Raw genomic sequence first — 22,699 nt, 5'->3', positions numbered from 1 at the left:
GCGCCCGGGTTGCCGGACGCGCCGGGACCACCTGCTCGGCGACGTCGGGGCGGGCCTCAGGAGTGCGGCACCGTCGCGGTGATGAGCGTGCCGTCCTCGCGACGGTTGCCGGACAGCGCGCGCAGGCTCGGGCGGCCCGGGCGCACGGGCCCCTGACCGTCGAGCGCGACGCGCGCGACCTCGCCCGGCACGACCTTGACCTGCTCGCCGCGCACCGTGACCTGCGCGCCGTCGCCCGTCTCGGCGTCGAGCTCGATCGCGTCGGGCTCGACGGTGACGCGCAGGCGCGACCCGTGCCACTGGACGCGGAACGTCAGCGACTCCCACCCCTGCGGCAGGCGCGGGTCGAACGAGAGCTCGCCGTCGGAGTCGCGCATGCCGCCGAACCCGTACGCGAGCGCCGACCACGTGCCGCCCGCGGAGGCCACGTGCACGCCGTCGGAGGCGTTCGCGTGGAGGTTGGCGAGATCGACGAACAGCGACGAGATGAAGTACTCGAGCGCGAGCTCGTGGTACCCGACCTCGGCAGCGACGATCGACTGCACGACGCCCGAGAGGGTGGAGTCGCCCGTGGTCAGCGGGTCGTAGTACTCGAAGTCGGCGAGCTTCTCCTCGGGCGTGAAGTGCTGGCCCTGGAGGAACAGCGCGAGCACGACGTCCGCCTGCTTGAGCACCTGGTAGCGGTAGATGACGAGCGGGTGGTAGTGCAGCAGGAGCGGCCGCTTGTCCGCGGGCGTGTGCGCGAGGTCCCAGATCTCGCGCTCGAGGAAGTGCGAGTCCTGCGGGTGGATGCCGATGTTCTCGGCGTACGGGATCGACATGTGGTCGGCCGCGCGCACCCACTCCGAGGCCTCGTAGGCGCCGAGCTGGAGGCGGTCCACGAGCAGCGCGTAGTCCTCCGGGTGCTCCGCCTTCATGCGCTCCACCACGAACGCCGCGGCGCGCAGGTTGAACCGCGCCATGACGTTCGTGAAGAGGTTGTCGTTGACGACGGTCGTGTACTCGTCCGGACCGGTCACGCCGTGGATGTGGAAGTTGTCGTCGCCGTTGGCGCGCCAGAACCCGAGGTCCTCCCACATGCGGGCGGTCTCGACGAGGATGTCGACGCCCTCGCGGCGCAGGAAGTCCCGGTCCCCCGTCGCGCGCACGTACTGCACGAGCGCGTAGCTGACGTCGGCGTCGATGTGGTACTGCGCGGTGCCCGCCGCGTAGTAGGCCGACGCCTCCTCGCCGTTGATCGTGCGCCACGGGAAGAGCGCGCCCTTCTGGGACAGCTCCGCGGCGCGACGCCGGGCGGCGTCGAGCATCTGGTAGCGGAAGCGCAGCGCGTTGCGCGCGTACCGCGGGCTCGTGTACGTGAGGAACGGCAGGACGTAGATCTCGGTGTCCCAGAAGTAGTGCCCGCTGTACCCGGAGCCCGTGAGGCCCTTGGCCGGCACGCCGTTGCCCTCGGCGCGCGCCGTCGCCTGGGCGAGCTGGAAGAGGTTCCAGCGGACGGCCTGCTGGATGCCGGGCTGGCCGGGCACCTCGACGTCGGAGCGCGCCCAGAAGTCGTCGAGCCACTCGCGCTGCAGGTCGAGCTGAGCCTGGACGCCCGTCTCGCGCGCCCGGTCGAGCGTGCGGCGGCAGCGGTCGACGAGCTCGCGCGACGGCACGCCGCGCGACGTGTGGTACGCGACGAGCTTGGTGAGCCGGATCGGCCGTCCGGGCTCCGCCTGCACGCGGAACACGTGCTTGGCGAGGTCCTCGTCGACCTGCGTGCGCACGTCCCAGTCGTTCTCGGTCTCGAGCAGGTCGTCGGCCGCGACGGCGAGCGTCATGCCGGAGTTGGTGCACCGGTAGGACAGCACCAGGCGCTCGTCGTCGCCCCACTGCGTCTGCGGCTGCAGCACGCGCCCGGTGAACTGGTTGCTCTTGCGCGGGTCGAACCCCTCGCCGAGCGACGCGGACCGCACGTGGTACTCGTCCTGGCCGTCCTGGCGGTTGAGGATCTGCGACGAGATCGCGACCGGCGCCGCGTCGTCGAGCATCGTGACCTCGAAGGTCATGATCGCGAGGTGGCGCTCGACGAACGACACCACGCGCTGCGAGCGGATCTGCACGCGCTTGCCCGACGGCGTGCGCCACACGAGCTCGCGCCGCAGGACGCCGTCGCGCAGGTCGAGCGAGCGCTCGTAGTCGACGAGGTCCGCGACGGGCAGCAGCAGCGGCTCGTCGTCGACGTAGAGCCGGATCACCTTCGCGTCGGGGACGTTGACGATGGTCTGGCCCACGCGCGCGAACCCGTACGCCTCCTCGGCGTGCCGGATCGGCCAGGTCTCGTGGAACCCGTTGATGAACGTCCCGTGCGCGTGGGACTCGCGGCCCTCCTCGACGTTGCCGCGCATGCCGAGGTAGCCGTTCGCGACGGCGAACAGCGTCTCGGTCACGCCGAGGTCCTCGGCGGAGAACTGCGACTCGACGAGCCGCCACGGCTCGGCCGGGAAGCGCAGGCGGTCGACGGTGCCCTGCTCGTCGGCGGTGCGGCGGATCACGCGTCCCCTCCCTCGGTGGGGGCGGCCGCGGCGGCGTCCGTCGCGACGCGCGGGCGGTCGAGGACCGTCGCGTCGAGGTCGCCGAGGTCGGTCACGACGACGTCCGCCCCGTGCGCGTGCAGCGCGGCCGCGCCGACGCCGCGGTCGACCCCGAGCACGAGGCCGAAACCGCCGGCGGCACCCGCCTGGACGCCCGAGAGCGCGTCCTCGACGACGACCGCCTCCGCGGCGGGCACCCCGAGGAGCTCGGCCGCGCGCAGGTACGTGTCGGGCGCGGGCTTGCCCGCGATGTGCTCGCGCGCGGCGACGTTCCCGTCGACGACGACCGCGAACCGGTCCGCGAGGCCGGCGGCCGCGAGGACGGCGGGCGTGTTGCGCGAGGACGAGACGACGGCGACGGCGGCCCCCGCGCGCGTCACGTCGTCGAGGAAGCGGACCGAGCCCGGGTAGGGCGCGATGCCCTCCTCGGCGAACATGCGGTTGACGATCTCGTCCTTGCGGTTCCCGAGCGCGCACACCGTGCCCTCGCCCGGGGCGTCGGACGCCTCGCCGCGCGGCAGCTCGACGCCGCGCGACGCGAGGAACGTCGCGACGCCGTCGTACCGGGGCTTGCCGTCGATCGACGCGAAGTAGTCCGCGGCGGTGTACGGGGCGAGGCCGTGCGCGGTGCAGTAGGGCGCGAACAGCCGTTCCCAGGCGCGCATGTGGATCTCGGCGGTCGGCGTGAGCACGCCGTCGAGGTCGAACAGCACGGCTCGCAGGACGGGCATGGGAGTCCTTCGCGGTGGGGGGACGTGGGTCGGCGCCCGGTCACGTCCGCGTCGTGGGAGGTGCCGTCGCACGGCACGTCCGCACGTCGCCGTCGTGACCGCCGCGCGAGGACAAGCGTACGCACCGCGAGCCGTGCGCGGGAAGCGGGAGGACGGCGTCGGCGGGGTCGCGCGGACGTCTCCCCCGGCGCGCCCGCGCGTCAGGCGTGGGCGCGCTCGGCGAGCGCCTCCGCGACGCGGCCGAGGTTCGCCAGCAGCGCGCGGTGCTCGTCCGGCGTGCCGGCCACCCCCCGGCCCGGTCCCGTGCCCGCGCCCGGGCGCGGTGCGCCGAGGAGCGTGACGGCGTCGAGCGCCGGCAGCGGCAGCCCGATGCGGCGCCACGGGACGCTCACGAGGTCGGCGAGCTCGCCGAGCGCCGGCCCCGCGCACTGCGACACCCTGGCGGGCGGGAGCGCGGCCCACAGCCCCACGCCGCGCTCGGACGCGCGCGCGAGGGTCTCCCACAGCCGCTCGTCCCACGCGCCGAGCGTGACGCCCACGGCGTCCGCCCCCGCGAGCACGGCCGGGGCGACACCGACCCAGGCGGACCCGAGGTGCACGACCGAGGCGGCCGACGCCGCGCGTGCCGCGTCGAGCACGGGGCGCAGCCCGTCCACGAGGTCCGGCCCGGGGACCGCGCGCAGGCGCGAGTACCCCGAGAACGTGGGCAGCACGCCCGCCCCGACCTGCGCGAGGAGCGGCTCGTCGACGTGCACCACGACGTCCGCGCCCGGTACCTGCCGGCGCACCTGGGCGACGTGCTCGGCCACGCCCGCGGCGAGCGCCTCGACGACCTCCCGCACGGCGCCGGCGTCGGACAGGACGCGGTCGCCGCGCGCGAGGTACACGTCGGCGGCGAGCGTCCACGGCCCCGTCACGGTGACGGCGAGCGGCCCGGCGTACCCGGCGGCCGCGATGGCGAGCGCCTCGACGTCCTCGCGCAGGTACCCCTGCGCGCGCCGCAGGTCGGCGCCCGGGTGGTCGGCGAGCTTCCAGCCGTGCGGCCCGAGCTCGACCGGCAGGCCGGGCAGCAGCGCCGCCGTGCGGCCCGTCGCGTCCGCTCCCGGGCCGCGGCCCGGGAGCTGCACGAGGAACGGCACGCCGCGCACGCCCGTGGGGAGCTCGGCGAGGTCGCCCAGCACCGTGAGCTGGGCCTCGAGGACGTCGGAGCCCTCACCGCCCGGCCAGGGCCCGAGCCCGCCGACCGCCGTCATGCCGCACCCCCGCGCGAGGTCGTGCCCCGCCCGTCGTCACGAACCACGTGCCGTCCACCTCTCTCCAGGAGCACACCGGTACACCGAGCCGTGCCGCGACCCCGCCGGGGTCCGGGGGCCGCGCGGCCTGGCGGAAGGACTCCGACATGGGCATGCCCGAGAACAAGGCCGCGGCGATCGCCGTGCACACGCGCGCGATCCCCGGGAACCACGGCGACGCCGTCGCGGCGCTGCTCGCGCCCGGGTTCCGCAACCACGACACCTCGCCGGGCGGCGAGGGCGGCGCCGAGGCCCTCCTCGCGACGATGCACTGGTACGACGAGGCGTTCGAGGAGCAGCGGGTCGAGGTGCTGCACGCGGTCGCGGACGGCGACCTCGTGGCGCTGCACGTCGAGCTCAGCGCGCGGCACACCGGGTTCTTCCGCGGCGTCGCGCCCACGGGGCGCCGCTTCGCCGTGCGCGAGATGCACGTGCTGCGGTTCGCCGAGGGGCGCGAGGCGGAGCACTGGTGCGTGCGCGACGAGGCCGCGCTCGTGCGGGTGCTCGCTCACCCCGCGCCCGTCGCGGTCGGCGCCGCGGCGGCGCGGTAGGCGCGGTCGACGGTCGCCTGGCCGAGCACGCGCGTGCCGTCGTAGACGACGACGGACTGGCCGGCCGCGACACCGCGCAGCGGCGCACCCGTGAGCGCGATCTCCATGCCCTGCGCCGGTCCCTCCGGGGCGCCCTCGACGGCGCGCACGCGCGCGGGGACCGGGGCGCCGTGGGCACGGACCTGCACCTCGGCGTCGACCCACGCCCCCGGCGCGGGCCGCGCGCCGTCGAACCACACGGCCGCGCCCGCCTCGACGCGGTCGACGCTGAGGAGCTCGGCCGGGCCGACGACGACGCGGTTGCGCGCGGGCTGCACGTCGAGGACGTACCGGGGCCGGCCGTCGGGCGCCGGGCGGTCGATCCGCAGACCCTTGCGCTGGCCGACGGTGAACGCGTACGCGCCGTCGTGCTCGCCGAGGACGGCGCCCTCCGCGTCGACGATCTCGCCCGGGCGCGCGCCCAGGCGCTCGCGCAGGAAGCCCTGGGTGTCGCCGTCGGCGACGAAGCAGATGTCGTAGGAGTCGGGCTTCGCGGAGACCGACAGGCCGCGACGCGCGGCCTCGGCCCGCACCTCGTCCTTGGACGCGAAGCCGCCGAGGGGGAAGATCGCGCGCGCCAGGCGCTCGGGGCCCATGACCGCGAGCACGTAGGACTGGTCCTTCGCGGTGTTGGGCGAGCGGTGCAGCTCGCGGACGGGCCGCGTGCCGCCGGGCGCGGACGGGTCCGGGACGTCGCGCGTGACGACGCGCGCGTAGTGGCCCGTCGCGACGGCGTCGAACCCGAGCGCCGTCGCCTTGTCGAGCAGCGCCTCGAACTTGATGTGCTCGTTGCAGCGCACGCACGGGTTGGGCGTGCGCCCCGCCTCGTACTCCGCGAGGAAGTCCGCGACGACGGTGTCCTCGAACCGCTCGGAGAGGTCCCACACGTAGTACGGGATGCCGAGCACGTCGGCCGCGCGCCGCGCGTCGCCCGCGTCCTCGATCGAGCAGCACCCGCGCGAGCCGGTGCGGAACTGGTCGCGGTTGCGCGACAGGGCCATGTGCACGCCGACGACCTCGTGCCCGGCGTCGACCGCGAGCGCCGCGGCGACCGCCGAGTCGACGCCGCCCGACATGGCGGCGAGCACCCTCACGCGGCACCCCCCGTGCGGCTCGCCACGGCGGTGCGCGCCGGGGCGGACGCGAGGCCGGCCGCCCGGGCCCGCTCGACCGCGGCGGGCAGCGCGTCGAGCAGGCGCGCGACGTCGTCCGGGGTCGACGTCGCCCCGAGGGAGAACCGCAGCGCGCCGCGCGCGTCGTGCTCGGGCACGCCCATCGCGAGCAGCACGTGCGAGGGCTGCGGGACGCCGGCCTGGCACGCCGATCCGGTCGAGGCCTGCACGCCCGCGGAGTCGAGCAGGTAGAGCAGCGAGTCGCCCTCGGCCCCGGGGAACGTGAAGTGCGCGTTGCCGGGGAGGCGGGTCGCGGGCGCCGGCTCGGGACCGGACAGGACCGCGCCGGGGACGCGCTCGCGGACGCCCGCGACGAGCGCGTCGCGCAGCGCCGCCACGTGCGCGGCGCGCTCCTCGCGCTGCGCGACGGTCTCGGCGACCGCGACGCCGAACGCGCGGATCGCGGGCGCGTCGAGCGTGCCCGAGCGCACGCCGCGCTCCTGGCCGCCGCCGTGCAGGACGGGCGTGAGCGGGGCGTCGCGGCGCGCGACGAGCGCGCCGACGCCGACGGGGCCGCCGAGCTTGTGGCCCGAGATGGTCATCGCGTCGAGCCCGCTCGCCGCGAAGTCGACCGGCACCTGCCCGACGGCCTGCACCGCGTCGGAGTGCACGGGGATGCCGTGGGGGCGCGCGAGCTGCACGACCTCGGCGACGGGCTGGAGCGTGCCGACCTCGTTGTTGGCCCACATGACGGAGACGAGCGCGATCTCGTCGGCGTGCTCCGCGATCTCGGCGCGCAGGGCCGCGAGGTCCACGCGGCCGTCGCCGTCGACGGGCAGCAGCACGATCTCCGCGCCCGCGTGCTCCGCCATCCAGAACGCCGGGTCGAGCACCGCGTGGTGCTCCACCGCGGAGACGACGATGCGGCGGCGACGCGGGTCGGTCGTGCGCCGGCCCCAGAACAGTCCCTTGACGGCGAGGTTGTCCGCCTCCGTGCCGCCGGCGGTGAACACGACCTCGCTCGGGCGCGCGCCGAGCGCCGCGGCGACGGACTCGCGCGCCTCCTCGACGGTGCGTCGCGCGGCGCGGCCCGCGGCGTGCAGCGACGACGGGTTGCCCGTGCGGGACAGCTCGTCGACGAACGCCTCGCGCGCCGCGGGCGACAGGGGCGTCGTCGCGGCGTGGTCGAGGTACGCGGCCGCCGCGGGGACGGATGGGAGGGTCACGGTCACCCAGTCTACGAACCGCCGCGCCGCCCGCGGTCCGGGACGTGGTTTCGTGCTGGACATCCCGCGCAGAAGCGCTAGGTTGTCAGAGGTCTGCGCCCGGCCGCCGCCGGGCGCTCTCCCGGTCGCCGCACCGCCGTCGCGCCGCTCGCCGCGGGCGGGTACGCGCCCGACGGCACACCGTCCCAGCCACCGACAGGGGAAGTGGCATCTCGATGCCCGACGACGTCGCACTGCCCGCCGCCGAGGCCACCGGTGAGGTCCCGGTCGCCTCGGGCGGCGGCCGCCTGCGCTGGGCGGACCTGCCGCTCGCGCTGCGCGACGAGCTCGAGGCGGTCGCGGGCGGTCGCGTCGTGCAGGAGCGGTCGGTCACGACCGGGTTCAGCCCCGGCCTCGCGTCCGTGCTGACGTTCGACGACGGCAGCCGGCTCTTCGTCAAGGCCGCCCGCACCGCCGACGAGCCCGTCGCGGCGGACCTGCACCGCGCCGAGGCGAAGGTCGCCACGCGCCTGCCGCGCGCGATCCCCGCCCCGCGCTTCGCCTGGGGCCACGGGGACGGCGACTGGATCGCCCTGGCCTACGACGTCGTCGACGGGCACGTGCCCACGACGCCCTGGGACCCCGACGAGCTGGACCGCGTGCTCGCGACGCTCGTGAGCGTCGCGGCGGTGCCCGGCGCCCGCGCGATGCGGCTGCCGCCGACCGGCCCCGACTTCGCCGACATGGCCACCGGGTGGCGCGCGCTGCGGGACGACCCCGACCCCCGGCTCGCGGAGGTCGTGCCGTGGGCGGCCGCGCACCTCGACGACCTCGCGGAGGCGGAGCGCGGCGCACTCGTCGCGTGCGAGGGCGAGTCGTTCGTGCACGGGGACCTGCGCGCGGACAACGTGCTCCTCACGCCCGAGAAGGTCTACCTCGTGGACTGGCCCTACGCGTCGCGCGGCGCGGCATGGCTGGACCTCGCGATGCTCCTGCCGAGCGTCGTCATGCAGGGCGTCGCGGGCGTCAGCGAGCCCGTCACGGTGAGCGCCGACGCGGCGCGCCGGGCGCGCGGCGGGGCGTGGGCGGCCTCGACCTTCGCGGCGCACCCCCTGGGGCGCGACGTGCACCCCGCGGACCTGCGCTCGGTCGTCGCGGGCATCGCCGGGTACTTCCTGCACTCCGCGCGCAAGCCCGCCGTGCCGACGATCCCGCGGCTGCGCGCGTTCCAGCGCGCGCAGGGCGTCGCGGCCGTCGCATGGCTCGAGCGCCTGGGCCTGTAGCCGACGGCGAGGGCCCGGCGCCGTCGCGGTGCCGGGCCCCTCGCGTGCGGTGCGTCAGTCGCGCCACACCTGGACCACCGCGGGCCGGGGGCCGGCAAACGCTCCCGGCGGGACGGGCGCGCCCGGCGTGAGGTAGTCGGGGAAGTACGAGTCCTGCGCGTCGAACGTGCCGTCCTCCCCCGGGTGCTGGACCGCCACGTAGACCATGCGGTCCGCGGAGTCGACGACCGGCCCGCACGTCTCGGCGCCTCGCGGCACGGAGAGGAACTGCTCGACGCGCCCGCGCTCGCGGCCGTCGAGCGTGACCTTGAACAGCCCGTCGCACCGCTGGATCGTGCTCGGCTGGCCGTCGGTCGAGATCCACAGGTTCCCCTCGGCGTCGAACGCGAGGTTGTCCGGGCACGAGATCGGCGAGACCTTCTCCCGGGGGTAGCCCGCGAAGTACGTGGACGCGTTCGCGGACGGGTCGCCCGCGACGAGGAGCAGGTTCCACCGGAACGTCAGCGACGCGGCGTCGTCGCGGTCCTCGACGATCTCGACGACGTGCCCGTCGCGGTTGGTCGTGCGCGGGTTCGGCTCCGTCGCGCCCTCGGCGCCGTCCGCGCCGCGCGACGTGTTGTTCGTGCACGCGACGTACACGCGACCCGTGACGGGGTTGGGCTCGACGTCCTCGGGGCGGTCCATCTTCGTCGCGCCGACCCGGTCGGCCGCGACGCGCGTGTACACGAGCACCTCCTCGACGCTCATGCCCTCGACCGCGCTGCGGCCGTCGACGACGAGCGGCAGCCACTCGCCACTGCCGTCGAACGCGCCGTCGGACGGGAGCGCGCCCGAGCCGTCGATCTCGGCTGCGGGCGAGTCCCCGGTGAAGCGCGCGACGTAGAGGGAGCCCTCGGTGAGCAGCGTCTTGTTGTGGCGCCGCGCGCCCTCGCCGTTCCCCGGCCGCATCGTGCGCGACGAGACGAACTTGTAGACGTAGTCGAAGCGTTCGTCGTCGCCCATGTACGCGACCGCGTGCCCGCGGCGCGAGAGGACGACGTTCGCGCCCTCGTGCTTGAACCGGCCGAGCGCCGTGTGCTTCACGGGCGGCTCGTCGGGCGCGTACGGGTCGATCTCGACGATCCAGCCGAACCGGTTCGGCTCGTTCTCGTACCCGGGGGTGCGGGCGTCGAACCGCGGGTCGTCGAGCTCCCAGCCGTACCCCGTCGCGGCGTCGCGGAGGCCGTAGCGCGCGTCGTGGCCCGTGCCCGACGTGCGGAAGTAGCCGTGGAAGTTCTCCTCGCCCGAGAGCACCGTGCCCCACGGGGTCGTGCCGCCGGCGCAGTTGTTGAGCGTGCCGAGCACGCGCGTCCCCGACGGGTCGGCGACGGTCCTCACGAGGTCCGAGCCCGCGACGGGACCGGTGAGGCGGAACTCGGTCCCGAGATGCACGCGACGGTTGTACGGGCTGTCCGACACGTGGTCCCACGGCGTCCCCGTGCGGCGGCGGCGCACCTCGACGACGGACATGCCGTGCGCGGCGCGCTCGATCGCGCGGCGGGTCGGGGCGTCGTAGGAGTCGTCGAACATGATCGCGGGGTTGGTGTACTCGTGGTTCGCGACGAGCAGCCCGCGCGTGCCGCGCCCCGGCCCCGCGCCCTTGCCCCGGGCGGCCGCGACGGCGTGCGCGCGCTCGAACGGCAGGACGTCGAGGTAGTCGTTGTTGTAGCCGAACTGCCGCGCCTGCTGCTCCGGGGTCTGGCGGGAGGCGTCGAACGGCGCCCCGCCGGGCAGGATCGGGTCGCCCCAGCGGATCACCGGGCGCCAGCGGTAGCCGTCCGGCACGACGAGCGCGTCGCGCGTCGCGGGCTGGGGCGGGATCGCGCCGAACGCGAGACCCTTCGGCGGACGGCCGCCGCCGTGGCCGCCGTGCGCCGCGACGCCCTCGGCGGCGGCGGCGGGCGGCGCGGCGACCGTCTGCGCGCCGAGCACGACGGCCGCGGCACCGACCGCGAGCCCGCCGAGCAGCGCGCGGCGCGACAGCGTGCCGGCGACGACGTCGCGGAACGTCCCGTTGGCGCTCTCGTTCGGCACGGGGTGGGAGCACGCGTCCGCGCACTTCAGCCGGCAGGTCACGGGGCTGCGCTTGCCGCGCGCGTACGGCGCGACGGCGAGCAGGGAGCGGTGCTCGGGGGCGGGCGTGATCGTCATCGGTCGTCTCCACGGGTCGGGGGGACTCCCCGTCACGGGGAGCCGACCCGACACTAGGAACGGTCGGTGACCGGTCGACCACCGCCCGGAGGACGGCGGGTGAACTCTCGGCTACCCCTGCGACGCCCGGTGCTCGCGCAGCACCTCGGCGGCCTGGGGCAGCACGTCCGCGAGGTCGCCGACGACCGCGAAGTCCGAGATCTCGAACAGCGGGCACTCGGGGTCGTTGTTCACCGCGACGATCACCTGCGACGCCTGCATGCCGCCGCGGTGGTGCGGCGCACCCGAGATGCCCGCGCCGATGTACAGGCGCGGCGCGACCGTGACGCCCGTCTGGCCGACGAACTGGTCGTGCCAGCCCTCGTAGACGGCGTCGCGCGTCGCGCCCACGGCGGCGCCGAGCGCGTCGGCGAGCTCGACGACCGGCCCGAAGTCGCCGTTCGTGCCGCGCCCGCCCGCGACGACGATCGCGGCCTCGCCGAGCGCGGGGCGCCCCGCCCCCGCGGACTCGTCGACCGTCCGGGACACGACGCGCGCGGCCGTCGCGGCGGGCGAGAGCTCGACGCGCAGCGCCTCGACCTCCGTCGCGACCGCGGCGTCCGCGGGCTGCGGCACGACGGAGTTGGCGCGCAGCGTGAGCACGGCCGGGTCGGTGAGGATCTCGCTGCGCACGTCCCAGGACCCGGCGAACACGCGCTTGTCCGCGACGAGGTGCGTGCCGTCGTCGTGCAGCGCGGAGGCGTCGACGACGAGTCCCGCCTCGGTGAGGAACGCGAGCCGCGCCGCGGCCTCCTTGTTCGGGAACGACGACGTCAGCAGGACGGCGTCCGCGTGCGACGCGCGCGCGGCCGCGGCGAGGACCTCGGCCACCACGGGGGTCAGGTGCAGCGCGTCGCCCGTGACGACCTCCCCGCCGGACGACGGCTCGGCCTGGCGCACGAGCGCGACGCCGTGCGCGCCGAGCTGGGCGAGCACGCCGACGCTCGGCGCCTCGAGCGCGACGGCCTCGACCCGGCCGAGGGCGCGGCCGATCGTGAGGAGCTCCAGGACGGGCGAGCGCAGCTCGGTCGCGGCGGAGTCGAGGAGGACGAGGACGGTGCGGGTCCCGGGGGTGCTCATGTGCGGACGCCTCTCAGACCAGGTCGTTGCGGATGAGGAACTCGGCCAGGGCGCGCCCGCCCTCGCCCTTGTCGACGACGATCTCGGCGTCGGGGCGCGGGGGTCGCGGCGACGCGTCGAGCACGCGCGTGCGCGCGCCGGCGTCGCCGACGAGCGCGGCGTCGACGCCGAGGTCGGCGAGGCTCCACGCCTCCACGGGGCGCGTGCGCGCCGCCATGATGAGCTTGAAGTTGGGCATGCGCGGGTCGTTCGCGTGGTCGGTGACCGACACGACGGCGGGCAGCGGCGCCTCGAGGACCTCCTCGACGCCGTCGAGCTCGCGCGTGACGCGCGCGGTGCGCGCTCCCGGCCCGCCCTCGACCTCGAGCCTCCCGGCGAGCGTGAGCTGCGGGAGGTCGAGCTCGGCGGACAGGAGCGCCGGGACGACGGAGCCCAGACCGTCGAGCGCGGCCATGCCCGTCACGACGACGTCCACCGGGGCCTCGTCCGCGAGGCGGCGCACCGCGGCGGCGAGCACGCGCGCGGTGCCGAAGTAGTCGGAGCCCGCGATCGCGTCGTCGCTCACGCGCACGCCGCGGTCCGCGCCGAGCTGGTACGCGCGGCGCACGGCGCCGTCGGCGTCCGGCCCGGCCACCGTGAGCACGACGACCTCGCTGGTCTCGCGCTCGTCCTCCGGCAGCGCCTCCTTGAGGCGCAGCGCGGCCTCGACCGCGTTCTCGTCGAGCTCGTTGAGCGTGCCCTCGTCGGCCCGGCGCACGACGCGCCCGTCCTCGAAGCCCCGGTCCGCGTGGATGTCCGGGACGTACTTCACGGCGACGACGATCCGCATCGGCTGCTCTCCCTGTGCGCTGGGCGGTCGGCCGGAGAGGTTCCCGGCCCGCTCGGGGAAGCCTACCGGCGGGCGACCGGCCGGACCGGTGACACCCGCCACAATGGACGCGTGCACGCGCCGTCCCCCGACCCGTCCCCCGCCCCCGCCGCGCCCCCGGTCGCGCCCGGTCCCGTCGACCGGCACGCCCCCGTGCCGCCGCTCGGCGTGCACGTCGTGGGCGACGGCGTGGACGTCGCGGTCCTCGCGTCGCACGCGAGCGCCGTCGAGCTGTGCCTCGTGGACGTGGTCGACGCCGCGCGGCCCGCCCACGACCCGGCGCGCTACCGCGAGCGCCGCGTGCCGCTCGCAGGACCGGCCTTCGGCGTGTGGCGCGCGCACGTCCCCGGGGTGCGTCCCGGGCAGCGGTACGGGTTCCGCGTGCACGGCCCGTGGGAGCCCGCCGCGGGGTTGCGGCACAACCCCGCGAAGCTGCTCGTCGACCCGTACGCGCGCGGACTCGTCGGCGAGCTCGTCGACGACCCGGCGATCCGCGGGCAGGTGGGCGACGACCCGTACGGCCCGCCCGACGCGCGCGACTCGCTGCCGTTCGTGCCGCACTCCGTGGTCGTCGCCGAGCCGACCGGGCCCCTCGCGCCGCGGCCGCGCGTGCCGTGGCGCGACACCGTGATCTACGAGGCGCACGTGCGCGGCCTCACGCAGCGCCTGGAGGCGCTGCCCGAGCACCTGCGCGGCACGTACGCGGGCGTCGCGCACCCGGTGACCGTCGAGCACCTGCGGTCGCTCGGCGTCACGACGCTCGAGCTGCTGCCCGTGCACGCGAACGTGCCGGAGCCGCACCTGCTCGCGTCCGGCCGCACGAACTACTGGGGCTACTCGACGCTCGGGTTCTTCGCGCCCCACGCGGCGTACGCGACGCGCGCCGCGCAGGAGGCCGGCCCGGGCGCCGTGCTCGACGAGGTGCGGGGCATGGTGCACCTGCTGCACGAGGCCGGGATCGAGGTGCTGCTCGACGTCGTGCACAACCACACGTGCGAGGGCGGCGCGGACGGCTACCACCTGTCGTGGCGCGGGCTGGACAACGCCGGGTACTACCTGCACGACGGCGCCACGCCGGCGCGGCTCGCGGACGTCACCGGGACGGGCAACTCGCTCGACTTCCGCCGGCCCGCCGTCGTGCGCGCCGCGCTCGACTCGCTGCGCCACTGGGCGCAGGTCGTCGGCGTCGACGGGTTCCGGTTCGACCTCGCGGTGACGCTCGGGCGCGGGTCGAGCGGCTTCGACCCGGACCACCCGTTCCTCGTCGCGCTCCAGACGGACCCGGTGCTGTGCGGGCTCAAGCTCGTCGCGGAGCCGTGGGACGTCGGGCCGGGCGGGTGGCGCACGGGCCAGTTCCCGCCGCCCATGGCGGAGTGGAACGACCGGTTCCGCGACGCCGTGCGCCAGTTCTGGCTCGCGGACGCGCGCGAGGCGTCGCACGGGCGCCCGGGCCACGGCGTGCGCGACCTCGCGACGCGGCTCGCGGGCTCGGCGGACCTGTTCGGCCACTCCGACCCGCCGCTCGTGCGCGGGCCCGTCGCGTCCGTGAGCTACGTGACCGCGCACGACGGGTTCACGCTCGCCGACCTCGTCGCGTACGACCACAAGCACAACCTCGCGAACGGCGAGGGCAACCGCGACGGCACCGACGACAACCGCTCGTGGAACCACGGGCTCGAGGGGCCCGTCGCGACGCCGGACGCGACGGCCGACGGGATCGACGGGCTCGGGGTGGAGATCGCGCCGCTGCGGCGCCGGTCGATCCGCAACCTCCTCGCGACGCTGCTGCTCGCCGCAGGCACCCCGATGATCACCGCGGGCGACGAGATGGGGCGCACGCAGCGGGGCAACAACAACGCCTACGTGCAGGACGACGAGACGTCGTGGGTGTCGTGGGACCTCGCGCCGTGGCGCAAGGACCTGCTCGCGACGGCGCGCCACCTCCTCGCGCTGCGGCGCGAGCACCCGGCGCTGCGTGCGGACGCGTTCTTCACGGGGCGCCCGCGGCCCGCCGCCGGGGACGCGGCGGTCGGGGTGCCGGACCTCGTGTGGTTCGACGCCGACGGCGAGCTCCTCGACCACGCGACGTGGCACGACCCCGCGGTCCGCACGCTCCAGATGCTGCGCACCGCGCCGTCGCCGGGCGACGCGGACGTGCTCGTGGTGCTCGCGGGGTCGCTCGACCCGGTCGACGTCACCCTGCCGGGGGTCCGCGCCACCGCGGGCGGCGGCCCGGAGGTGTGGGAGCTCGTGTGGGACTCGGACTGGGAGCACCCCGGCGACCGCGCGCACGTCGACGGCGACGGCACCGCCCGCGCGGGCGACGTCGTCGGGCTCGAGGCGCTGAGCCTGCGCGTCTACGTGACGCGGTGACCGTCGGCGCCCGCGTGCTCTAGTGTTCGCGCATGAGTGACAGCGTGGTCGACTCCTCCTCCACCCACGGCCCGGTCGAGAGCCCCGACGTCGTCGTCGTGGGCGCCGGCCTCGCGGGGCTCGTCGCGGCGACCGAGCTCACCGCGGCGGGGCGACGCGTCGTCCTGCTCGACCAGGAGCCGGCCGCGAGCCTCGGCGGCCAGGCGTGGTGGTCGTTCGGCGGGCTGTTCCTCGTCGGCTCGCCCGAGCAGCGGCGCATGGGCGTCACCGACTCCGCCGAGCTCGCGTTCGACGACTGGCTCGGGTCCGCGCAGTTCGCGCCCGGCGCCGACCGCGGCGAGGGCCCCGACCGCCACGGGTACGCCTGGGCGCGCGGGTTCGTCGACTTCGCCGCCGGGGAGATGCGCGACTGGCTGCACGGCAAGGGCGTGCGGTGGTTCCCGCTCGTGCAGTGGGCCGAGCGCGGCGGGTACCCGGTGCGCTCGGGCGCCGACGGGTCGGCGGCCGGCGCCCACGGCAACTCCGTGCCGCGGTTCCACGTGACGTGGGGCACCGGGCCGGCGATCCTGGAGCCGTTCGTGCGCGCCGCGCTCGACGCCCGGGCCGCGGGCCTGCTCGACCTGCGGTTCCGGCACCGGGTCACGTCGCTCGTCGTGACCGACGGCGCGGTGACGGGCGTGCGGGCGCAGGTCCTCGCGCCGTCCGACGCGGAGCGCGGGGCGCCGTCGTCGCGCGACGTGGTCGGCGAGGTCGAGATCGCGGCGAGCGCCGTCGTCGTGACGTCGGGCGGCATCGGCGCGAACCACGAGCTCGTGCGCTCGCGCTGGCCGCGGTCCGCCGGCCACCTGCCCGCCCGCATGCTCTCCGGCGTCCCCGACTCGACCGACGGGCTCATGATCGGCGTCGCCGCCGACGCGGGCGCCGCGCTCGTCCACGAGGACCGCATGTGGCACTACCCGGAGGGGATCGCGAACCACTCCCCCGTGTGGACCGACCACGGCATCCGCATCCTGCCCGGTCCGAGCTCGCTGTGGCTCGACGCCGACGGCAACCGGCTGCCCGCGCCGCTGTTCCCCGGCTTCGACGCGCTCGGCGCGCTGCAGCACCTCACCGAGCGCGGCGACGACCACTCCTGGTTCGTGCTCAACAAGGCCGTCATGGAGACCGAGTTCGCGCTCTCGGGGTCCGAGCAGAACCCCGACCTCACCGGCAAGGACGTGCGCCTGCTCGCGCAGCGCGTGCTGCCCGGCGCCGTCGGCCCGGTCGCACGGTTCGCCGAGCGGTCGCCCGAGTTCGTCTGGGCGGACACGCCGGCCGAGCTCGCCGCGGGCATGAACGCGCTCGTCGACGCCACGCCCGGGTCGCGCGGGCACGTGGACCCGGCGTCGCTCGAGCGCCTGGTCCGCCTGCGCGACGAGCAGGTCCGCACCGGGCTCGGCAAGGACCCGCAGGTCGTCGCGACGGCGATGGCCCGCCGCTACCGCGTGGACCGGCTCATCCGCGTCTCGCCCCCGCGCCCGCTCACGACGCCGAAGGACGGCCCGCTGCTCGCCGTGCGCCTGTCGGTGCTCACGCGCAAGACGCTCGGCGGGCTGTGGACCGACACGTCCGCGCGCGTGCTGCGCGCCGACGGCTCCGTGCTGCCCGGTCTGTGGGCCGCGGGCGAGGCGGCGGGCTTCGGCGGCGGCGGGGTGCACGGGCACCGCGCGCTGGAGGGCACGTTCCTCGGGGGCTGCCTCTACTCGGGCCGCGTGGCGGGTCGTGCCCTCGCGGCCGAGCTCGGCTGACCCGCTGGTCGCCAGGTAGAGGCCCGGTCACGCGAGGTAGAGGCCCGGTCGCGCGAGGTAGAGGTGTGGTCGCTGAGAACGTCCGCCGGCATCGGTCGCGCACGGTGCTGCGGCGGGTAGGGTCACCGAGCATGAGCGTGCACGACGACGCGTCCCGAACCGGGCGACCTGCCCTCGCCTCGGGCGCGGGACCGGTCGGGCACGACGATCCGGCCGGTCCGGACGGCGTCGAGCAGCCGGGCACCTACCCGGCGACCGCACCCCTCGACGTCACCGCGTGCGAGCGCGTCTTCCGCCGCAACGGGCTGCCGCTGCTCGTCGAGGGGCACTCGCTGGACCGCGACGTGTTCGGGCGGTCGGCACCGTTCCTGCTCGTCGTGCTGCTCGCCGAGCTCACGGGCGCGATCCGGTCCGGCTGGCCGGCATGGGCGAACGCGCTCGCGCTCGTGGGTGGTGCGACGCTCGTCGCTGCGGCGTACGCAGGGCTCAACGTGCTACGGGGTCGCCGCTGGTCGACGTTGCCGCAGTCGGTAGGGCTTCCCGAGCTCGCGTTCTTCGTCCTCGTACCCGCCCTGCTCCCGCTCGTGTTCGGCGGGCAGTGGGACGAGGCACTGCTCACGGTGGCGGGCAACCTGGTCCTGCTCGGGGCCGTGCGCGTCGTGGTCGGGTACGGGGTGCTGTCGTCGCTGTGGTGGGGCCTCGCGCGGGTGGTCGACGAGCTCGGCGCGTCGCTCCTGCGCCTCGTACGGCTGCTGCCGCTGCTGCTCGTCTTCTCGCTCGTGCTGTTCTACAACGCCGAGGTGTGGCAGGTCTTCGACCGCACCCACGGCGTCGCGGACATCGTGCTCGGCGCGTTCTTCGCCCTGCTCGTCGTGGTCTTCGTCGGTCTGCGCGTGCCGGGAGAGGCGCGCGAGGCGCTCGCGGAGACCGCCGCCGACATGCCGGAGCACGAGCGCGCCGCCCGCTTCACCCCGAGGCAACGAGCGAACCTCGCCGCGATGATCGCGACGAGCCAGCTGCTCCAGGTGCTCGTCGTGAGCCTCGGGATGGGCTTGTTCTTCATGGCGCTCGGCACGCTCACCGTGACGCCGGAGGTCATGGCGCTGTGGGACGTCGACGGCGGCACGTGGGAGCGCACGTTCTCGCTCGCGGGCGGGGGCGGCGTCGGCGGCGCGGACCTCGTCGTCACGCAGACCCTCCTGCGCGTCTCGGTCGCGATCGCGACGTTCACCGGTCTGTACTACGCGATCTCCGTCCAGGTCGACGCCGTCTACCGCGAGGAGTTCGTCGACGGGATCCAGACTCAGCTCGCCGACGTCGTCCGCACCCGCTCCCGCTACCTCGAACTCCTCGGCGAGCCCACGGCCCCATCCCCGGGAGAGCCCCTCTCCTCGTCGAGGTAGAGGCAGGGTCTCGCCAGGTAGAGGCCCGGTGCGCCGAGGTAGAGGCCTGGTCACGACCTCACCTCTCCCTGGCTGGACCAGGGCTCCACCTCGGCTCACCAGGGCTCTACCTCGGCACGGACGTCTACCGGCGTGAGGCACGACGGCGCAGAGCGAGACGGCGAGCCTCCGCGAGCCGGCACCCGACCGCCACCGGGTCGCCCAGGTCCTCCCACGTGAACCGGACGACCGTCCAGCCCGCGGCCACCAGCGCCGCCTCGCGGACGTCCTGGGCGCGCCGGACGTCCTCCGGGTCCCCGTACGCCCCGCCGGAGTACTTCACCGCTCCGTCGAACTCGATCACCACCCGGGCGTCGAGCCAGGCCAGGTCGACGTCGTACGTCCCACGCGCCGTCGTGACCGGCACCTGCGGGGTCGGCGCAGGCAGACCGCCCAGCACGGCCGCGAGCCGCACGAGCGTCTCCCCCGGCGACTCGGACCTCGGGTCCGCGAGCTCCAGGGCGCGGCGTGCGCGCACGACCCCCCGCTTTCCCCGCGACTCCTCGACGATCGAGTCGACGAGCCGTCGGTCCGCCCCCATGCGGAGGGCGGAGTCGACGACGACCAGGCTGCGCTCGAGCGGAAGCGCCCGCGCACAGTCGACCAGCGTGCGCTCGAGGCTCGTCACAGGGACACCGTCGAGCTCCGCGCGATCGCGGACCGGGAGGTCGGTCCAGTGCCGCCGCACCACGGCGTCGCGCTCGCGCTCCACGTTCGGATGGCCGAGCTGCGTCAGGTGCGCGAACGGCGGAAGCCGCCAGGTCCAGCATCCCCAGAGCAGCGCGGCGGTGTCGTGGCTCACCCAGAACGATGTGCTGAGCCGATCGACGAGCCCGCGCACCTGCCCGAGCAGCCACTCCTCCCGCGCAGAGGCCGCGACGTGCGGCGAGGGGAGGTAGACACCACGCCGCACCCGGACGAGCTCACCGTCGCGTGCTCGGGCCGCCAGCTCGGCACGCCGCCGTCGTGCGTACGGTACGGCCGGGGGGACCCGCCGCGGTCCGGTCGTGTCCGCGGTGTAGCGACCGGGTGGCCGCACGGTCGCCGGTGCGCTCGCCGGGCGCCGCCGCGCCACGGGGCCGAAGTCCGTCGGGGAGGCCTGCGTCGTCTCGTCCATCGTCCCAGCGTGCCCGGCTCGACGACATCGCGGGCGCGCGCCCGGACATCTGTGGAAAAGCATGCGCCGAGCGGGTCCTCACGCCCGCGCTCCGCCGTCGTGCACGACCCCGGCGGGAGCCACGGGAAGGGCCCCGCCGACGACGGGGCCCTCCTACCGCTACCACGCCTCTACCTCGCCAGACCAGGGCTCTACCTCGCCAGACCAGGGCTCTACCTCGCGAGATCTGGGGTCCACCTCGCCAGGCCGGGGTCTGCCTCGGTGGCGGGGGCGTCAGGCGTTGGTGACGAGGCCGAGGTCGGCGACGCTCGGCAGGCCGTCGTGCGCCGGCACGACGCGCACCGTGTACCCGAACGGCCCGGACGCGTCGAGCACGACCTCGCCGGCGAACGCGTGCCGCCCCGCCTCGTACGACTCCGCGAGCGCGAGCGGCTCGGCCGTGAACTCCTCGATGACGTCGGCCTCGCTGACGCGCCCGTGCACGACCTGCACCTGCACGTCCTCGGGGCGCAGGTCGCCCAGCGACACGTAGGCGCGCACCGTCAGGCGGTCGCCCACCTGGGGCACCTCGCCGATGCCCGACGAGTCGACGTGGTCGACGCGCACGCGCGACCAGCCCTGGCGCACGTCGTGCTTCCACCGGGCGAGCTCGCGCGCCGGCGCGAGCCCGTCCTCGGCGAGCGCGCGCCCGGCCGCGGCGGCCGGGGCGTACAGGCGCGTGACGTACTCGCCCACCATGCGCGTCGCCTGCACCTTGGGGCCGAGCGTCGCGAGCGTGTGCCGCACCATCTCGAGCCACCGGCCGGGCACGCCGTCGGCGTCGCGGTCGTAGAAGCGCGGCGCGACCTGCTGCTCGACGAGGTCGTAGAGCGCGGCGGCCTCGAGGTCGTCGCGGCGGTCGGGGTCCTCGACGCCGTCGGCGGTCGGGATGGCCCAGCCGTTCTCGCCGTCGTACCACTCGTCCCACCACCCGTCGAGGATCGACAGGTTGAGCCCGCCGTTGAGCGCGGACTTCATGCCCGACGTCCCGGACGCCTCGAGCGGGCGCAGCGGGTTGTTGAGCCAGACGTCGCAGCCCGGGTAGAGCGACTGGGCCATCGCGATGTCGTAGTTCGGCAGGAACACGATCCGGTGCCGCACGGCGGGGTCGTCGGTGAAGCGCACGAGCTGCTGGATGAGGCGCTTGCCCTGGTCGTCCGCGGGGTGCGACTTGCCCGCGACGACGAGCTGGACCGGGCGCTCGGGATGCAGCAGGAGGGCCTTGAGCCGCTCCGGGTCGCGCAGCATGAGCGTGAGCCGCTTGTACGTGGGCACGCGGCGCGCGAACCCGATCGTGAGCACGTCGGGCGAGAGCACGTCGTCGACCCAGCCGAGCTCGGCCGGGGTCGCGCCCCGGTCGCGCCAGGACCGGCGCACGCGGCGGCGCGCCTCGTCGACGAGCCGGCCACGCATCTCGCGGCGGATCGCCCAGAGCTCGCCGTCGCTCACGGCACCGTCCCCGTCGCCGCGCAGCCAGCGCGACGACGCGTCGTCGGCCGTGAGCTCGTCGAGCCCGAGCCGCTCGGCCTGCAGGGCCGCGAGCGCCGGGTCGACCCACGTGGGCGAGTGCACGCCGTTCGTCACGGACGTGATGGGGACCTCGCGCGCGTCGAAGCCCGGCCACAGCCCCTCGAACATGCCGCGCGACACCTCGCCGTGCAGGAGCGAGACGCCGTTCGCGCGCCCGCCGAGGCGCAGGCCCATGACGGCCATGTTGAACACCGTCGGGTCGCCGCCGTCGTAGTCCTCCGCGCCGAGGGCGAGGACGCGCTCGACGGGCAGGCCGTCGACGGCCATGTCGCCGCCGAAGTACTGCGCGACGAGGTCGCGGGCGAACCGGTCGATGCCGGCGGGCACGGGCGTGTGCGTCGTGAACACGGTCGCGGCGCGCACGGCCTCGAGCGCCTCGTCGAACGTCAGGCCGCGCTCGACGAGCTCGCGGATGCGCTCGACGCCGAGGAAGCCTGCGTGCCCCTCGTTGGTGTGGTAGACCTCCGGCTCCGGAGCACCGGTGAGGCGCGACCACAGGCGCAGCGCGCGCACGCCGCCCACGCCGAGCAGGAGCTCCTGCTGGAGCCGGTGCTCGCCGCCGCCGCCGTAGAGGCGGTCGGTGACCTTGCGGGCGGCCTCGTCGTTGCCCGGCACGTTCGAGTCGAGCAGCAGCAGGGGCACGCGCCCGACGGCGGCCACCCACACGTGCGCGTGCAGAGCGCGGCCGCCCGGGAGGTCGAGCGAGACGCGCGCGGGCGTGCCGTCGTCGTCGCGCAGGAGCGTCAGGGGCAGGCCGTCGGGGTCGAGCAGCGGGTAGGTCTCGACCTGCCAGCCGTCGCGCGTGAGGGACTGCTTGAAGTACCCGGCCCCGTACAGGAGCCCGACGCCGACGATCGGCACGCCGAGGTCGCTCGCGCTCTTGAGGTGGTCGCCGGCGAGGATGCCGAGGCCGCCCGAGTACTGCGGCAGGACAGACGTGATGCCGAACTCCGGGGAGAAGTACGCGATCGCGGCCGGGAGGCCGTCGCCGCCGTCCGCCGACGCCTCGGCGACCCGCTGCTGGTACCACAGCGCGTCGTCGAGGTAGTGGCGCAGGTCGGCCGCCGCGGCGCGCACGCGCTCGACGAACGCCCCGTCGGCGGCGAGCTCCGCGAGGCGCTCGGGGCCGAGGGCGCCGAGGAGCGCGACGGGGTCGCCGTGCACGGACGCCCACGCCTCGGGGTCGATGCCGGCGAACAGGTCGCGCGTGGGGGCGTGCCAGGACCAGCGCAGGTTGTGGGCCAGCTCGTCCAGGTCACGCAGCTCGGCGGGCAGCAGGGTGCGGACGGTGAACCGTCGGATCGCTCTCACGGAGACGAGAGTACGCAGGCTCGCGCCGCAGCACACCCCCGTGTGTCACAGCCGTGCAACGCTTGCACGACGTTTCACCCGGTGGTCCGGCGGGCGGCGTCCCGTCCGCCCGACGCGCCGGGCCGCGCCCCGAGTGT

General features: G+C 75.7%; 15 protein-coding genes. 5 read left to right on the top strand and 10 right to left on the bottom strand.

Annotated elements, in window-relative coordinates; translation table 11 throughout:
• Positions 1–56: 56 nt before the first annotated feature.
• From GJV82_RS06060 to GJV82_RS06050, 3 genes are all read right to left on the bottom strand, one after another.
• Positions 57–2,534, bottom strand: coding sequence for a glycoside hydrolase family 65 protein (locus GJV82_RS06060; RefSeq protein ID WP_318657343.1), 2,478 nt, complete (start codon positions 2,532–2,534; stop codon positions 57–59).
• Positions 2,531–3,304 (bottom strand): HAD family hydrolase, encoded by a 774-nt coding sequence (locus GJV82_RS06055; protein ID WP_155098602.1) that lies wholly within the window; start codon positions 3,302–3,304, stop codon positions 2,531–2,533. The genes GJV82_RS06060 and GJV82_RS06055 overlap by 4 nt, the downstream gene beginning before the upstream one ends.
• Before the next feature lie 200 nt (positions 3,305–3,504).
• On the bottom strand, positions 3,505–4,557 hold the full coding sequence (locus GJV82_RS06050; protein WP_024839240.1) for a uroporphyrinogen decarboxylase/cobalamine-independent methonine synthase family protein: 1,053 nt from the start codon (positions 4,555–4,557) through the stop codon (positions 3,505–3,507).
• A 146-nt stretch (positions 4,558–4,703) separates the two neighbouring features.
• Here GJV82_RS06050 and GJV82_RS06045 point away from each other — a divergent pair, with 146 nt between their 5' ends.
• The gene (locus tag GJV82_RS06045) at positions 4,704–5,147 is read left to right on the top strand and encodes an ester cyclase (RefSeq protein ID WP_155098601.1); all 444 of its coding nucleotides are present in this window, start codon (positions 4,704–4,706) and stop codon (positions 5,145–5,147) included.
• Here the strand turns inward: GJV82_RS06045 and mnmA are convergent.
• The gene (gene mnmA / locus GJV82_RS06040; RefSeq protein WP_318657342.1) at positions 5,105–6,280 is read right to left on the bottom strand and encodes a tRNA 2-thiouridine(34) synthase MnmA; all 1,176 of its coding nucleotides are present in this window, start codon (positions 6,278–6,280) and stop codon (positions 5,105–5,107) included. The two genes, GJV82_RS06045 and mnmA, sit on opposite strands and share 43 nt — an antisense overlap.
• Positions 6,277–7,530, bottom strand: a complete 1,254-nt coding sequence (locus GJV82_RS06035) for a cysteine desulfurase family protein (RefSeq protein WP_024839243.1) — start codon at positions 7,528–7,530, stop codon at positions 6,277–6,279. Before GJV82_RS06035 ends, mnmA begins: the two co-directional genes overlap by 4 nt.
• 209 nt (positions 7,531–7,739) lie before the next feature.
• On the opposite strand from GJV82_RS06035, the gene GJV82_RS06030 reads away from it, so the two are divergent.
• Positions 7,740–8,786, top strand: coding sequence for an aminoglycoside phosphotransferase family protein (locus tag GJV82_RS06030; RefSeq protein ID WP_024839244.1), 1,047 nt, complete (start codon positions 7,740–7,742; stop codon positions 8,784–8,786).
• A 54-nt stretch (positions 8,787–8,840) separates the two neighbouring features.
• Here GJV82_RS06030 and GJV82_RS06025 read toward each other — a convergent pair whose 3' ends face one another.
• The 3 genes from GJV82_RS06025 to GJV82_RS06015 all read right to left on the bottom strand — a co-directional run bounded on the left by GJV82_RS06025 (position 8,841) and on the right by GJV82_RS06015 (position 12,924).
• Positions 8,841–10,976: a PhoX family protein gene (locus GJV82_RS06025; RefSeq protein ID WP_024839245.1), complete on the bottom strand. Its 2,136-nt coding sequence runs from the start codon at positions 10,974–10,976 to the stop codon at positions 8,841–8,843.
• Positions 10,977–11,087: 111 nt separating this feature from the next.
• Complete coding sequence (locus tag GJV82_RS06020; RefSeq protein ID WP_024839246.1) at positions 11,088–12,095, bottom strand: electron transfer flavoprotein subunit alpha/FixB family protein; 1,008 nt, start codon at positions 12,093–12,095, stop codon at positions 11,088–11,090.
• 13 nt (positions 12,096–12,108) lie between these two features.
• A complete protein-coding gene (locus tag GJV82_RS06015) occupies positions 12,109–12,924 on the bottom strand; it encodes an electron transfer flavoprotein subunit beta/FixA family protein (protein WP_024839247.1) in 816 nt (271 codons plus the stop codon).
• A 111-nt stretch (positions 12,925–13,035) separates the two neighbouring features.
• On the opposite strand from GJV82_RS06015, the gene glgX reads away from it, so the two are divergent.
• The 3 genes from glgX to GJV82_RS06000 all read left to right on the top strand — a co-directional run bounded on the left by glgX (position 13,036) and on the right by GJV82_RS06000 (position 18,526).
• The gene (gene glgX, locus GJV82_RS06010) at positions 13,036–15,336 is read left to right on the top strand and encodes a glycogen debranching protein GlgX (RefSeq protein ID WP_404812932.1); all 2,301 of its coding nucleotides are present in this window, start codon (positions 13,036–13,038) and stop codon (positions 15,334–15,336) included.
• 32 nt (positions 15,337–15,368) lie between these two features.
• Positions 15,369–17,123: an FAD-binding dehydrogenase gene (locus GJV82_RS06005; RefSeq protein WP_155098600.1), complete on the top strand. Its 1,755-nt coding sequence runs from the start codon at positions 15,369–15,371 to the stop codon at positions 17,121–17,123.
• Positions 17,124–17,254: 131 nt separating this feature from the next.
• Positions 17,255–18,526 (top strand): hypothetical protein, encoded by a 1,272-nt coding sequence (locus GJV82_RS06000; protein ID WP_024839250.1) that lies wholly within the window; start codon positions 17,255–17,257, stop codon positions 18,524–18,526.
• A gap of 124 nt (positions 18,527–18,650) precedes the next feature.
• Here the strand turns inward: GJV82_RS06000 and GJV82_RS05995 are convergent, their stop codons facing one another.
• The gene (locus tag GJV82_RS05995) at positions 18,651–19,367 is read right to left on the bottom strand and encodes a DUF559 domain-containing protein (RefSeq protein WP_155098599.1); all 717 of its coding nucleotides are present in this window, start codon (positions 19,365–19,367) and stop codon (positions 18,651–18,653) included.
• 588 nt (positions 19,368–19,955) lie between these two features.
• The gene (gene glgP, locus GJV82_RS05990) at positions 19,956–22,562 is read right to left on the bottom strand and encodes an alpha-glucan family phosphorylase (RefSeq protein WP_318657341.1); all 2,607 of its coding nucleotides are present in this window, start codon (positions 22,560–22,562) and stop codon (positions 19,956–19,958) included.
• Positions 22,563–22,699 lie beyond the last annotated feature (137 nt).

Source organism: Cellulosimicrobium composti, from assembly GCF_009711085.1.
Lineage (GTDB): Bacteria > Actinomycetota > Actinomycetes > Actinomycetales > Cellulomonadaceae > Cellulosimicrobium > Cellulosimicrobium composti.
Note: the sequence above shows the minus strand (reverse complement) of the source record. Positions and strands in the feature narration are given on the sequence as shown.